Source organism: Streptomyces sp. AK08-02 (assembly GCF_033795085.1).
GTDB classification, from domain to species: Bacteria; Actinomycetota; Actinomycetes; order Streptomycetales; family Streptomycetaceae; genus Streptomyces; species Streptomyces echiniscabiei.
Window position 1 is genome coordinate 44980 of the sequence record NZ_JARAZV010000004.1, and the last position, 13800, is coordinate 58779.

At 71.1% G+C, this 13800-nt stretch carries 13 protein-coding genes; 10 read left to right on the forward strand and 3 right to left on the reverse strand.

The features are described 5' to 3' along the window. Positions 1-59: 59 nt before the first annotated feature. Together PV734_RS09065 and PV734_RS09070 are read left to right on the forward strand one after the other, a co-directional pair. On the forward strand, positions 60-1187 hold the full coding sequence (locus PV734_RS09065; RefSeq protein WP_319091065.1) for a pyridoxal phosphate-dependent aminotransferase: 1128 nt from the start codon (positions 60-62) through the stop codon (positions 1185-1187). After that, positions 1184-2101 (forward strand): AEC family transporter, encoded by a 918-nt coding sequence (locus tag PV734_RS09070; RefSeq protein WP_319091064.1) that lies wholly within the window; start codon positions 1184-1186, stop codon positions 2099-2101. Before PV734_RS09065 ends, PV734_RS09070 begins: the two co-directional genes overlap by 4 nt. A gap of 18 nt (positions 2102-2119) precedes the next feature. Here PV734_RS09070 and PV734_RS09075 read toward each other — a convergent pair whose 3' ends face one another. Beyond that, the gene (locus tag PV734_RS09075; protein WP_319091063.1) at positions 2120-2644 is read right to left on the reverse strand and encodes a CGNR zinc finger domain-containing protein; all 525 of its coding nucleotides are present in this window, start codon (positions 2642-2644) and stop codon (positions 2120-2122) included. A gap of 105 nt (positions 2645-2749) precedes the next feature. Here PV734_RS09075 and PV734_RS09080 point away from each other — a divergent pair, with 105 nt between their 5' ends. From PV734_RS09080 to PV734_RS09095, 4 genes are all read left to right on the forward strand, one after another. Then, positions 2750-3316 carry a hypothetical protein gene (locus PV734_RS09080; protein WP_319091062.1) on the forward strand — a complete coding sequence of 189 codons (567 nt, stop codon included), beginning with the start codon at positions 2750-2752 and terminating at the stop codon, positions 3314-3316. A gap of 886 nt (positions 3317-4202) precedes the next feature. After that, on the forward strand, positions 4203-4622 hold the full coding sequence (panD, locus tag PV734_RS09085; RefSeq protein WP_319289220.1) for an aspartate 1-decarboxylase: 420 nt from the start codon (positions 4203-4205) through the stop codon (positions 4620-4622). A 61-nt stretch (positions 4623-4683) separates the two neighbouring features. Continuing rightward, complete coding sequence (locus tag PV734_RS09090) at positions 4684-5028, forward strand: GNAT family N-acetyltransferase (RefSeq protein WP_319091060.1); 345 nt, start codon at positions 4684-4686, stop codon at positions 5026-5028. A 54-nt stretch (positions 5029-5082) separates the two neighbouring features. Continuing rightward, positions 5083-5736, forward strand: a complete 654-nt coding sequence (locus PV734_RS09095) for an aspartate/glutamate racemase family protein (RefSeq protein WP_319289221.1) — start codon at positions 5083-5085, stop codon at positions 5734-5736. A gap of 505 nt (positions 5737-6241) precedes the next feature. Here PV734_RS09095 and gndA read toward each other — a convergent pair. Beyond that, on the reverse strand, positions 6242-7681 hold the full coding sequence (gndA, locus tag PV734_RS09100; protein ID WP_319289222.1) for an NADP-dependent phosphogluconate dehydrogenase: 1440 nt from the start codon (positions 7679-7681) through the stop codon (positions 6242-6244). A gap of 332 nt (positions 7682-8013) precedes the next feature. On the opposite strand from gndA, the gene PV734_RS09105 reads away from it, so the two are divergent. After that, positions 8014-9198 carry a transglycosylase family protein gene (locus PV734_RS09105; RefSeq protein ID WP_319091057.1) on the forward strand — a complete coding sequence of 395 codons (1185 nt, stop codon included), beginning with the start codon at positions 8014-8016 and terminating at the stop codon, positions 9196-9198. On the opposite strand, the gene PV734_RS09110 is transcribed toward PV734_RS09105, so the two are convergent. Beyond that, positions 9188-10312, reverse strand: a complete 1125-nt coding sequence (locus PV734_RS09110) for a DMT family transporter (protein WP_319091056.1) — start codon at positions 10310-10312, stop codon at positions 9188-9190. The two genes, PV734_RS09105 and PV734_RS09110, sit on opposite strands and share 11 nt — an antisense overlap. A 227-nt stretch (positions 10313-10539) precedes the next feature. Between PV734_RS09110 and PV734_RS09115 the strand changes: the two genes are divergently transcribed. Genes PV734_RS09115 through glgC form a run of 3 tightly spaced genes read left to right on the forward strand, consistent with a single transcriptional unit; the run spans position 10540 to position 13764 of the window. Next, positions 10540-11283 carry a (2Fe-2S)-binding protein gene (locus PV734_RS09115; protein WP_319091055.1) on the forward strand — a complete coding sequence of 248 codons (744 nt, stop codon included), beginning with the start codon at positions 10540-10542 and terminating at the stop codon, positions 11281-11283. A gap of 37 nt (positions 11284-11320) precedes the next feature. Continuing rightward, a complete protein-coding gene (gene glgA, locus PV734_RS09120; RefSeq protein WP_319091054.1) occupies positions 11321-12490 on the forward strand; it encodes a glycogen synthase in 1170 nt (389 codons plus the stop codon). A 53-nt stretch (positions 12491-12543) separates the two neighbouring features. Beyond that, on the forward strand, positions 12544-13764 hold the full coding sequence (glgC, locus tag PV734_RS09125; protein ID WP_319091053.1) for a glucose-1-phosphate adenylyltransferase: 1221 nt from the start codon (positions 12544-12546) through the stop codon (positions 13762-13764). The last annotated feature ends 36 nt before the right edge of the window (positions 13765-13800 follow it).

Below are 13800 nucleotides of genomic sequence, written 5' to 3' on the forward strand. Positions count from 1 at the left end.
GGGAGGGATACGCGGTGACCGGTCGCCCGGGGACGCCTGCCGGATCGCCCATCCTCGAGATGGCCCGCCGCGCGGCCGAGCATCGCGCGCAGGGCCGTCACATCGTCGACCTCACGCTCGGTGAGCCCGATTTCGCCCCGCCCGGCCACGTCATCGCCGCGGCCCAGTGCGCGGCCGGCCGCGCACTGGGCTACAGCCCCGCAGCCGGCCTGCCCGAACTGCGCCGGGCCGTGCGGCACGCGGTGGAACGGGATCGCGGACTGGAGTACGCGGACGCCCAGGTAGCGGTGGGGTGCGGGGCGAAACAGGTCATCTTCAACGCGTTCTTCGCCACCCTGCGCCCGGGGGACGAGGTGATCGTCCCGGCGCCGTACTGGCCGAGCTACCCCGCCATGATCCGCCTGTGCGGCGGGCTGCCGGTGGTCGTCGACTGCCCCGCCGAGTCGGGCTTCAGGCTTACCCCGGAAGCTCTGCGGGAGGCCATCACCGAACGGACGCGCTGGGTCGTGCTGAACGCTCCCGGCAATCCTTCCGGCGCCACCTGCAGCCATGACGAACTGGCGGCCCTCGCGGAGGTGCTGCGGCCCCACCCCAACGTCACGGTCCTGTCCGACGAGATCTACGCCCACATCCGCTACGACGACCGGGAGCATGTCGGCCTCGCGCAGGTCGCACCGGATCTGCGGGAGCGGATCCTGCTCGTCGACGGCGTATCCAAGGCGTACGCGATGACCGGCTGGCGCGTCGGCTGGGGTCTGGGCCCGCCCGGCCTCGTGCGCGCCGTCACCGCCGTACAGACGCAGAACTGCACTCAGACGGCGGCCGTGAGCCAGTTGGCGGCCGTCGCCGCCCTGGACGGGCCCCAGGAAATCCTGGCGGAGCGGCGGGCGGTCTACCACCGCCGCCGGGACGCCGCGCTGGCGATCCTGCGCCGGAGCCCACACCTGGAAACGACGGCTCCCGACGGCGCGTTCTACCTCTTCCCGCGCCATGCGACCGGTGACGATCTCGCGGTGGCGGACGCACTCCTGGACGCGGGATGCGCAACGGTGCCGGGCAGCGCCTTCGGCGCGCCGGGCCATCTGCGGCTCTCCTTCGCCACCGACATCACCACGCTGGAAGCGGGCTGCCGCACCGTGGTCGATGTCCTGGACGGCCTGGACGTCCTCGACGAGGTCGCCTCATGATCACACTCACGCTCAAGGCCCTGATACCGGTCGTCCTGCTGACCGGGCTCGGCTTCGCCGTCAAGCGGTCGATGATCCGGGGCGAGAGCTTCTGGTCCGGGGCCGAGAGCCTCGGTTACCGAGTGCTGTTGCCGGCGTTGTTCCTGCACAGTCTCGCGACGGCCGACACCCATGACCTTCCGGTGGGAGCCCTGACAGCCGTCCTGGTCGCTTCCACCGTGGTGGTCGCCGCGCTGGTCATCGCCCTGAGGCCCCTGATGCGGCTGCCCGGCGACGGTTTCACCTCGGTCTTCCAGGGCAGCATCCGGTTCAACAACTACATCGGCGTGACCATCGCCTCCGGCCTGTACGGCACACAGGGTGTGGCCATGGCCGCTGTCTGCAACGCGGCGATCGTGCCCACGGCCAACGTGCTGTGCGTGCTGGTCTTCGCCCGGTTCGGCGGCGCCCGCCTGAGTCTCACGGGCATCGCCCGGCAACTGGCGACCAACCCGCTCATCCTCGCCTGCGTGGCAGGCGGCCTCCTCCGGACCCTGAACCTGGGTCTGCCACCGGGCATCGAACCCGCCCTGCAGTCGCTCGGAGCCGCTTCGATGCCGCTGGGACTGCTGTGCATCGGCGCCGCGCTGCGCTTCGGCCGGGCGCGCGCATGGACGGGCCCGATCCTCACGTCCTCGGCCATGAAGTTCGTCCTCATGCCGACCGTGACCTACCTGCTGGCCCGGCCTCTCGGCCTCGGGGCGTCGGCACTGCTCGTCGCCGTGCTCTTCCAGGCACTGCCCACGGCATCGTCGTCGTACATCATGGCCCGACAGCTCGGCGGCGACGCACCGATGATGGCCGGCATCACCGCGGCACAGACCGTCATGGGCATCGCCGCCGTCCCGCTCGTCGCGGCCCTCATCCCCACCTGACCACCAGGCCCGCGGCCGTCAGCCCTGCTTCGTACGATGGCGGCGGACCGCGTCCGTGTTGGCACAGCGAGCACTGCAGTAGGCGCGGCGACCATTGCGGCTGGTGTCGGCGAAAGCCGTCCGGCATGAATCCAACGCGCACACCCCCAGCCGCCGGCCCTCCGCCTCCAGGGCGAAGATGGCCAGCCCGCCCGCGGTCACGGCCCGCACACGGCTCTGCACGTCCTTGCCGTCCGGCGCGAAGTGCAGATGTGGCCGCAACCCGTCGTGCGTGGTCAGAAAGACCCTTCCGGCACCGTCGGCGAGCAGGGCGTTGACCGTCTCGCACCGTGCGTCCTGCGAGGCAGCCTCGAAAACGGGCCGCAACCGCCGCGACCACACCCGGATCTCCTCGCCGGCCGAACCGGTCACCCGGGCACGCCGAATCGCATGACGCTCAAGCACCTGCTCCAACGCTTCGGCCCGCCACGAACCATCCGCCTCAAGATTCACCAGCGCCACAGCCAGGCGGACACCGGCCATGTTGTCATGCTCAAACTTCACTCACCCATTGCAGCACATACCCGCCCCCGCAACGCCCCTCGGCGGGTCGGCACCCGCCCGGGCCACCTGTTCGCCACGGAGGCCACTGAGGACGTCCTGGTAGCGATGGCCTCCGCCGACGACGGGACGGTCGCGGCCCATATGAACGGGGTCGGCGAGGTCCTCGACGCCCTCGCCCAGACCTCCCCTGGGCACGCGGGCACCGAACTGCGCGACGCCGTACGGTATTTCGAGCGCGCCACCCGCTCCCACGTCCAGGCTCGAGACCCGCAGACGCGGGCCCTGCGCCGCGCGGCCCGTCAGATCATTCATCCCCCCGCAGTCGACGGCGGCACGGACGGGACCACCACCGCCGTGGTCATGGACGTTCTGCTCCTGGCCGCCATCGCCGCCGCCCGCCGGCACGCCGCCCGCAGTCATGACCAGCAGGACGAAGCCACCCAACTCACCGCAGAACACCTCCGCGCCGCCTACGATGCCGCGGCCCAGGCGCCGATGGCGGTCATGCACGCGAACGGACAACGCCTCCCCGCTCCCCTGGAGCACAGGCACACGCAGACCGTCCTGGCCGTGCTGCCGTCGGACACCCGCCCTGGCCGCCGGCCTCCACGAGGCGGAACAGGTTGGCCGCAACGCCGCCGCGCTCCTGAGGCAGCCGGTGGACGCGCGTGATCTGTCCACAGCGGATTCCATCAGCGACGTCCTCGTCCGGCGACTCGCTGACCTCCCTGCCCCGATCGCCGCGCCAGCCCGACCAGCGTCCTGCCCCCGCTTCGGCACCGATGATTCCGCTGCCGAGTCAGGCATCAGCACGTCGGTGGTAGTCACTCCCGGGCTGCGGGTACAGGGGGGCAAGCAACGCCAGGGCCTCCCCCGGTGGCGCGCGGCCTGGGAGACCAGCTCCTCGGACCCGATGGAAGCCAACACCCAGAGAGCACTGCGGTGGTCGAGGCTGCTGTGCAGTCGGTGCAGGTTGTACCAGCCTTCGATGAAGTCGAAGATCTCGGTGCGGCGTTCGTTGAGGTGCGGCTGCGGTTCCATGGGCAAGGAGGGCTCCTTGAGGCTGGCCGGGGCTGATCGCTGCGGTGGGCCGCGTTCTGCTCTGGCTGGGTTTCGAAGATTCTTGGCACCCGCCCCGTGTCTCCGAAGGGGCGCCGGTCGGGCCGTGGCCATGGCCATGAGAATCGTCGGCTTTGACGACCCGCGATTCGCTGCTAGGTTGCCGCGCTGCGTCGAGCTCCCCGCGGCGCCCAGGAGAACCTTCCGCGTGGTCATGGGCGGCTATGGAACCCCTGTCAGCTCGTCGGGGTGATGGCGATCGCGGATACCCGAGGGGGCGCTGCGTGGGCTTGGGAAGTCGTCGCGATGGGGCCCGGGAGGGCGAGCGGAATCCTCCCGCCACAACCTGATGATGCGTCAGGAAAGTCGGCAAGTGGTCAGCATGAGTCCTGAGAAACCTGGGGAATGCTGCCCGGACATGCGACTCGTTGTAGGGTGAGGAAACGGACCTTGACCTGCAAAAACGCAGGCAGGGAGCCTATCTCACAGGAGTGCCTCGATGATGCGTACGATATTCAAGTCCAAGATCCACCGCGCCACCGTCACCCAGGCCGACCTGTACTACGTCGGCTCCGTGACCATTGACGCCGACCTCCTCGACGCCGCCGACCTGCTGCCCGGTGAGCTCGTGCACATCGTCGACATCACCAACGGCGCCCGGCTGGAGACGTACGTCATCGAGGGTGAACGGGGGTCCGGTGTCGTCGGGATCAACGGGGCGGCGGCCCACCTTGTCCATCCCGGAGATCTGGTGATCATCATCAGTTACGCTCAGGTGACCGACGCCGAGGCGCGGGCGCTGCGGCCCAAGGTGGTCCATGTGGACCAGGGCAACCGCGTCGTGGCGTTGGGCGCCGACCCGGCCGAGCCGGTGCCGGGCTCGGACCAGGAACGCAGCCCGCAGGCGGTCACGGTCTGACCGTGCGGCGATCCGGTGCGTCCGGCGCGGCGACGATGCGACGATCCGACCAGGAGTGCACATGAGTGACATCGAGATCCGCGACGACCGGCCGGCGGGCCGCCTCGAGGCCGTGGCGGCGGGGGAAGTCGTGGGCCGTATCGAGTACTTCGTGCTCGCCGCGCGCGGACGCGCGCTGGTCCCGGTCCACACGATCGTCGAGCCGGCGCACGAGGGGAAGGGCATCGCGGGTTCCCTGGCCCGCGAGCTCTACCTCATGGCCGCCCGCGAGGGAATCGTCGTGGCCCCGCTCTGCCCGTACGTCGTGAAGTGGGCCGAGCGTCACCCCGACGAGGCCCCGGCGGCGGACCCCGACCTGCTCCGCGCCGCCAAGGAGTGGCTCGCGGCACACCCCGACCGTTTCTGATCCGACTCGCTCGGAGCTGATCCGACGTCGACCGGCGAAGGGACTCCTCGCACCGTGCTCGCCCTTCTGCACACCTCGCCCCTGCACGTCCCGGTGTTCGACGCCCTGTGCGACGAGGACCACCCGGGCCTGGAACTCGTCCACTTCGTCCACGAGGATCTGCTGATCAGGGCGCGGGCCGACGGGCCCCACGCCGTGGCCGGTGCTGTCCGGGCCGTCCTAGTGCAGGCCGTCGCCGGGGGCGCTGCCGCTGTGCTCTGTACCTGCTCGTCCATCGGCGGTGTCGCGGAGGCCGCCGCCGAGGAGGTCGGGGTGCCGGTGCTACGGGTCGACCGTCCGATGGCCGCCGCGGCGGTGGCCTTCGGTCCGAGGGTGGTCGTCGTCGCGACCTCGGAGAGCACGTTCGGGCCCACGGTGGCCCTCGTCGAGGAGGAAGCGCGTCGTGCCGGGCTTCCCGCCGACGTGCTGACCCTGTTCGTGGACGGCGCCTGGGCCCTCTTCCAGGCGGGCGACACGGAGGGCTACGTCCGTTCGGTGGCCGACGCGGTGGACTCCGTCCCCGGCGACAGCGCCGACGCGATCATCCTCGCCCAGGCCTCCATGGCCCCGGCGCAGCCGCTGACGACCACCGCGGTGCCGGTGCTGTCCAGCCCCCGGCCGGGTCTGGCGGCGGGCGCGGCGGTGTCACGGGCCACCGACGCCGGGTGAGTAGCGCGCCGAGTGAGTGGGGGCACGTGCGCCGGGTACGCGGGGGAGAAGTCCAGAGCCGACGTACCCACTGGCTGGAGCACACAGTGACGCAACCGGACCCGTATCCCCGCCCTGTCCCGCCGAGCCCCACCCCCGGCCCCTACCCGGACCCGACTCCGGGCCCCCAACCCCCGGGACCGACTCCCGTACCGTCCCCGGACCCGTCGCCGATCCCGCAGCCTCCGGGCCCCGAGCCGGTACCCGACCCCGAACCGGGCCCGCCGCTGTACTGAAGCGGCTCCGGGACGCAAACACCAGGTGGGCGGCCGGGAAACCCGACCGCCCACCCTCACGCGCCCCTCAGGGGGCGCGGGGAACTGCGCGAACAGCCCCCACGGGCCCGCGGCAAACAACGGCCCATCCCGCGGAGCAACCCTCACGAGCCTTCAAGGGGCGCGGGGAACTGCGCGAACAACCCCCACAGGCCCGCGGCCAATCATCCGCCCAACCCGCGGAGCGACCCTCAGCCAGTGACCTCGGACCGGTCACCGCCCCACAGGGTGTGGAACGCCCCCTCGCGGTCCGTGCGCCGGTACGTGTGTGCGCCGAAGAAGTCACGCTGCCCCTGCGTAAGCGCAGCAGGCAACCGCTCCGCGCGCAGGGCGTCGTAGTACGCGAGGGCCGCCGCGAAGCCAGGCGTCGGGACACCCTGGCGGGTCGCCGCGACCAGCACCTCGCGCCAGTCGTCCTGCGCCCCCGCGATCTCCCGCGCGAACGTGTCGTCGGACAGCAGGCTCGGCAGGTCCGCCCGCGCGTCGTACGCGGCGCGGATACGGTCCAGGAAGGCCGCCCGGATGATGCAGCCACCGCGCCAGAGGGCGGAGACCGCACCGAGGTCGATGTCCCAGTCGTACTCCGCGCCGCCCGCCGCGATCTCGTGGAAGCCCTGCGTGTACGACACGATCTTCGACGCGTACAGCGCCTGCTCGACGCGGTCGGCGAAGGCCGCCGCCTCCGACTCGCCCAGCGGGGTCGCCTTCGGGCCGGCCAGACCGCGCGAGGCCTCGCGCAGCGCCGCGTGGCCGGAGAGGGAGCGGGCGAAGACGGCCTCGGCGATGCCCGACACCGGCACACCCAGGTCGAGGGCGATCTGCACGGTCCAGCGGCCGGTGCCCTTCTGCTCGGCCTGGTCCACCACCACGTCCACGAACGGCTTGCCCGTCGCCGCGTCCACGTGCGACAGCACCTCGGCGGTGATCTCGATCAGGTAGGAGTCGAGGCGGCCCGTGTTCCAGGTGCGGAAGATGTCGGCGATCTGCGCGGGGGAGTACCCGGCGACATCGCGCAGCAGCTGGTACGCCTCGCCGATCAGCTGCATGTCGGCGTACTCGATGCCGTTGTGGACCATCTTCACGAAGTGGCCGGCGCCGTCGGGACCCACGTGCGAGACGCAGGGGGTGCCGTCCTCGGCCTTCGCGGAGATCTTCTCCAGCATCGGTCCGAGGGAGTCGTACGACTCGACCGGGCCGCCGGGCATGATGCTCGGGCCGAGCAGCGCGCCCTCCTCGCCGCCCGAGACGCCCATGCCGACGAAGTGGATGCCCTGCTCGCGCAGGTCGCGCTCCCGGCGCCGGGTGTCCGCGAAGTGCGCGTTGCCGCCGTCGATGATCATGTCACCGGGCTCCAGGAGCGGGGCGAACTCCTGGATCACCGCGTCGGTCGGCTCACCGGCCTTCACCATGACGACCAGACGGCGCGGCCGTTCCAGCGCGGCCACGAACTCCTTGGCGGTGTCGGCCGCGATGAAGTCGCCCTCGGTCCCGAACTCCTCGACCAGGGCGTGCGTGCGTGCCGCCGTCCGGTTGTGCAGCGCGACCGTGTAGCCGTTGCGCGCGAAGTTGCGGGCGAGGTTGCGGCCCATCACCGCGAGTCCCGTGACGCCGATCTGGGCTGAGTTGCTCATGCGGATGACTCCTAGTGGGTCCTGGAAAACGGTGGTGCCGGTGGGTCCTGGAATCGGTGGTGCCGTTCGTGTCGTGCTCGTCAGTATTGCCCTTGCGGACCATCCTGACGTGCCGGTACGCCGACCGCACATCCGGGTTGGCCGTTCCTGCGTACGCAGATACGCACCAGAACCCCCAACTGCCTCAGCACTCACGCAACCGACGCGTATTCCCGGCCACTTCGGCCTCGCCGCAGACGTACTTCGGCCGCACAGAGGCTGGTTTGCCGCTTGTGTGGCCTGTTCGCAGCGTTTACTTTTGCGGCTCCTGGCACAGGTGAGGGGGCTCTTCCATGGCCGTACGCGGCAAGCACCGCCGGTACCAACCGAACAGGATCAACCGCGCCTCTCTCACCGTCACCGCAGGTGGCGCCGGTATAGCGCTCCCGCTCGTCGGCGCCGGAGTGGCGGACGCGGCGGACATGGCGACCTGGAACAAGGTCGCCGCCTGCGAGTCGACGAACAACTGGAGCATCAACACCGGCAACGGGTACTACGGCGGACTCCAGTTCAGCCAGTCCACCTGGGAGGCGTACGGCGGCACCGCCTACGCGGGACGCGCGGATCTGGCCACCCGGGACCAGCAGATCGCCGTGGCCGAGAAGGTGCTCAAGGCGCAGGGCCCCGGCGCCTGGCCCGCCTGCTCGGTGCGCGCCGGGCTCACCCGGGGCGGCGACACCCCCGACATCCATCCCACGGGCGGCCCGCGCGACTCGGCCGGAGTGGAACGGACGTCCCAGCGGACCGTCCGTGACGTGAAACCGCAGACCACACCCCAGTCCCAGGCGGGCACCGCCGAGATGTACACGGTCGTGCACGGCGACACCCTCTCCGGCATCGCGGACGACCGCGCCGTCCGGGGCGGCTGGCAGCGCCTGTACGCCGGCAACCGCAAGACGATCGGCGCCGACCCGGACCTCATCGTCCCCGGCCAGCGACTGAACCTCCGTACGAAGGCCGCACCCGGCGCCCCCGCCACCGCCGAGCCCGTCCGCAAGTCCCGGACGGAGAAGGCCCCTTCGCGCACCGCCGAGAAGCCCGCGGCGACCCAGGCTCCCAGGGAGACGACCACCAGCACGCTGATGTCGCCCGTGAGCGCCGCGACCGGGACGCCCTACCACAAGGCGGGTTCCTCCTGGTCGAAGGGCTACCACACGGGCGTCGACTTCCCGGTGCCCACCGGAACCTCGGTACGGGCGGTCGGGGTGGGCGAGGTCGTCGACGCGGGCTGGGGCGGGTCCTTCGGCTACCAGGTGGTGATCCGGCACGCCGACGGGCGCTACTCGCAGTACGCGCACCTGTCCGCGATCTCCGTGCGGGCCGGACAGTCGGTGTCGGCCGGGCAGCGCATCGGCCGGTCCGGTTCCACGGGCAACAGCACGGGCCCGCATCTGCACTTCGAGGTGCGGACGGGGCCCGGCTTCGGCAGCGACATCGACCCGGTGGCCTATCTCCGGGCCGGAGGCGTCAGGATCTGACCCGCATACGGTGCCGGTCCCGGGCGGGTATCGGGATCGGCACGTAGGGGATGCCGTAGAAAGCCGCGTAAGGGAGGGGCTCCTCGTCGGAGGTGTCCTGCGAGGGTGCGGCCAGCACCGCCGAGACCGCGGCGGCCGGAATCGGCCGGGTGGGCTCCTCGGTCACCGCCGCCGTCTCCTCGTGGCCGAGCCCTGTCTGCTCCGGTACCGGTGCCGCGAGTACCGAAGCAGCGGAAGCAGGGGCAGGAAAGGCGGAGGGCAGCGGGTGGGCGTCGGCGTGGGCGCCGTGCTGCAGTCGCTCCGTGGTGAGCAGGATCAGCCCGCCGGCCGCGACCACACCGCAGCTCAGCGCGAGGATGGTGCCCGTGGTGCCGTAGCGGAAGGTTTCGCCGAACATCGTGATGCCGACCGCGGCCGCCACCACCGGGTTCACGACCGTCAGCGTCGCGAGCGGGGCCGTGAGGCCGCCACCCCGGTAGGCGGCCTGCGACAGCAGCAGACCGGAGGCACCGAGCACGCCGATCAGGGCCAGCGAGGGCAGATCCGCGGCCGTGAGGCCACCGGACCAGTCCACGGCGACCACCTTGGTGAACACCGACGACATACCGAAGGCGATACCGGACGCGATCGCGAGCAGAGTGCTGCGCACCGCCGGGTGCCGGTGCGCGGCGCGGGCCGCCACCATCAGCGTCACCACCGCGGCGCCGGTGAAGACGGCCAGCAGCACGCGTTCGGTGGTGCCCAGGGACTGCGCCTCGGACGTGCCGACGAGGGACAGCAGACCCGCGAGTCCGAGCGTCGCCATGATCGCGCCCCGCCAGGCGGCGGCCCCGGCCTTGCGGCGCACGAACAGGGCCGCCATCGGCAGGGCGAACACGATGGTCAGCGCGCCCATCGGCTGGACGACGCTCAGCGGGCCGAAGGCCAGCGCCACCACGTGCAGCACTCCACCGAACCCGTTCAGCGCCACGGCGGCCCACCACACCGGCCTGCGCATGGCGGCGTAGGAGCGGGCGTGTTCGGAATCCGCGACACGTTCCTGCAGGATCGCCCCGCCCGCGTAGGCGACAGCGGAGACGAGCGACAGCAGAATGGACAACGCGAGGGCGCTCATGAGCAACTCCTCTGCGTGCAGCGAGGGCGCGGGGCCCGGCGCGGCGAACGGTCGGCTTCCATGGTCAATACGATCCCCCCTCGCGGGCACCCTGTCGTCGTACCAGAGCACTCATTGGGTCCTACTGCCGATGGAGTACGCCGCTTTCCACGTCCTCCCCAGGGTGGGTGACGCGGGGGCGGAACGGCTGCGCACGGTTCCCGGCCGACCTGGTACTACTGCCTTTCGTGGACCTCGACCCCGATCTCGCGGCGCTCCGACCGCTCGGCGGCTTCTTCGTACTACGCACGGCCGGAGCCCCCGCCGATCCGCCGCCGACACTCGCGCAGGCGTACGCACATCGCGGAGGGGATGTTTACGCGGATTCCATAACTTTTCGTGTCCAAACAGTCGCCGAGCGTCTCCAAGTCTCTGAGCTGCGGATTTCCGCGTCGATCGCCCAACAGGCGCTCGCGGCCCGGTTGTGGTCCGTCGCCCTCGGCTGCGCCGTCCTGTACGGCGGCGTCCCCGACCTCGATCCGCGTCTGCTCCGCTGGGACGCCGCCGCGTCCGCCCCCGACGACCTGTGGCTGTCCTCGGTGCGCCCCCGTGCGGCCGACGCGGCGACGATCGCGGACCTTGTCGTACGAGGACACCTGGAGCCCCTCACGGCCGCCCTGCACGCCCGGTACCGCGTCGCCGAGGGCCTGCTGTGGGGCAACGCGGGCTCGGCGCTGGCCGGCGCGGTCCGCGAACTCGACCGCTGGGCGCGCGGGACGGGCGGAGCAGGCACGGACGCCGGCACCCGGGCCCGCGCCCTGGCCGCCGAACTGTTCACCCACCCCCGCCTCGCCGCGACCGGAACCCTCACCGGTACCGCCTTCCGGCGGCGCAGCTGCTGCCTCTACTACCGGGTGCCCGGCGGCGGGATCTGCGGCGACTGCTGCTTCACCAGGACACCATGGTCTTCCCCGGACGCCGCATCTGGGTGACCATGTGGGAACGAATCGCCGAGGCAGGGAGTTTTGGGTGCGTGTGGGCCTGCTGACCCGGGAGTACCCGCCGGATGTGTACGGCGGCGCGGGCGTCCATGTCGAATTCCTCGCCCGGGAGCTGGGCGCCCTCACCGACCTGGAGGTGCACTGCTGGGGCGAGGGCCGCGGCGTCGGCGTCGTCCGGCACCGGTCCTGGCCCGCGCTCGACGGGAGCAACGACGCGCTGCGCACCTTCTCCACGGACCTGTCCATCGCCGCCGCTCTCGAAGGCCGCGAACTCGTCCATTCCCACACCTGGTACGCCAATCTCGCCGGCCACTTCGCCAAGCTGCTGTACGGCGTGCCGCATGTGATGACCGCGCACTCCCTGGAGCCCCTGCGCCCCTGGAAGGCCGAGCAGCTCGGCGGCGGATACGCCCTGTCGAGCTGGGCCGAGCGCACCGCCATCGAGGCCGCCGACGCCGTGATCGCCGTGTCCGGGGCGATGCGCGAGGACATCCTCGCCTGCTACCCGGCCCTCGACCCGGCCACCGTCCATGTCGTGCACAACGGCATCGACACCAGCCTCTACCAGCCCGACCACGGCACGGACGCCCTCACCCGGATCGGCGTCGACCCCGACCGCCCGTACGTCCTGTTCGTCGGCCGCATCACCCGCCAGAAGGGCGTGCCCCATCTGCTGCGCGCGGTACGGGACATCGACCCGGCGGCCCAGGTCGTGCTGTGCGCCGGCGCTCCCGACACGCCGGAGATCGACCGGGAGTTCCGCGAACTCTTCCAGGAACTGAGCGCCGTACGCGAGGGAGTCTTCTGGATCCCGCAGATGCTGCCGCGCCCGGACGTCATCCAGCTCCTCACACACGCCACCGTGTTCGTCTGCCCCTCGGTGTACGAGCCCCTGGGCATCGTCAACCTTGAGGCGATGGCCTGCGGGACTCCCGTCGTCGCCTCGCGGGTCGGGGGCATCCCCGAGGTGGTGGCGGACGGGGAAACCGGGGTACTGGTGTCCCTGGACGACGACTCGGGAGTCTTCGAGGCGGACCTCGCGCGTGCCCTGGACTCCGTGATCGGTGATCCGGAGGCCGCGCGGCGCATGGGGGACGCCGGACGGGAGCGGGCGGTGGAGGAGTTCGGCTGGGACGCGGTGGCCCGGCGGACGGTGGGGCTCTATGAGGAGATCCTCAAACAAGGTCAACAGGCTTAGCCCGACCGGCGTACGGGCAAGCATCGTGCACAACCACGGTGAGGGGAGCGGCGATGCGTCGTGGTGGGCCTTCTGTGCTCGGGATCGTGCTGGCGGGCGGCGAGGGCAAACGCCTGATGCCCTTGACCGCGGACCGCGCGAAACCAGCGGTGACGTTCGGCGGAACGTATCGCCTGGTCGACTTCGTCCTGTCCAACCTCGTCAACGGCGACATCATGCGCATCTGCGTGCTCACGCAGTACAAGTCGCACTCGCTGGACCGGCACATCACCACCACGTGGCGGATGTCCAGTCTGCTCGGCAACTACGTCACCCCGGTCCCCGCCCAGCAGCGCCTGGGCCCGCGCTGGTATCTGGGCAGTGCCGACGCCATCCTCCAGTCCCTGAACCTGGTGCACGACGAACAGCCCGACTACGTCGCGGTGTTCGGCGCCGACCACGTCTACCGCATGGACCCCCGCCAGATGCTCAACCAGCACATCGAGAGCGGCGCGGGGGTCACGGTCGCCGGCATTCGGGTGCCGCGCGCGGAGTCGTCGTCCTTCGGCGTGATCACTCCCGGCTCGGACGGCCAGAGCGTGCGGGGCTTCCTGGAGAAGCCCGTGGACCCGCCCGGTCTGTCCGACGACCCCGGGTGCGTGTTCGCCTCGATGGGCAACTACATCTTCACCACCAAGGCGCTGATCGAGGCCCTGCAGCGGGACGCCGAGGACGGTGACTCCGTACACGACATGGGCGGTTCGATACTGCCCTCGCTCACCGACCGGGGCGAGGCCCAGCTGTACGACTTCAGCGGGAACCACGTTCCCGGTGAGACCACCCGTGACCAGGGCTACTGGCGGGACGTGGGCACGCTCGACGCGTACTACGACGCCCACATGGACCTGATCGCCGAGCGGCCCGCCTTCAACCTCTACAACCGTGACTGGCCCATCTACACCCACTCGGGCCAGCTCTCGCCCGCGCGCTTCAACGCCGGCGGCATCGCCAGCGAGTCGATCATCAGCGCGGGGTGCCTGATCCGGGGCCAGGTCTCGCGCTCGGTCCTCTCGCCCGGGGTGCGCGTCGATCCGGGTGCCGTGGTGCAGGGGTCGATCCTGCACGACAACGTGCGCATCGGGCGGGGCGCGATCGTGCGCGGGGCCGTCCTGGACAAGAACGTCGAGGTCCCGCCGGGCGCCACGATCGGCGTCAACCCGGAGCGGGACGCCGACCTGTACACCGTCTCCAAGGGCGGCGTGATCGGCCTCGGGAAGGGCCAGCACGTGTCGTAGCCCCGGATACGCCCCCGCCCGTGCCGTCGGCCCCGG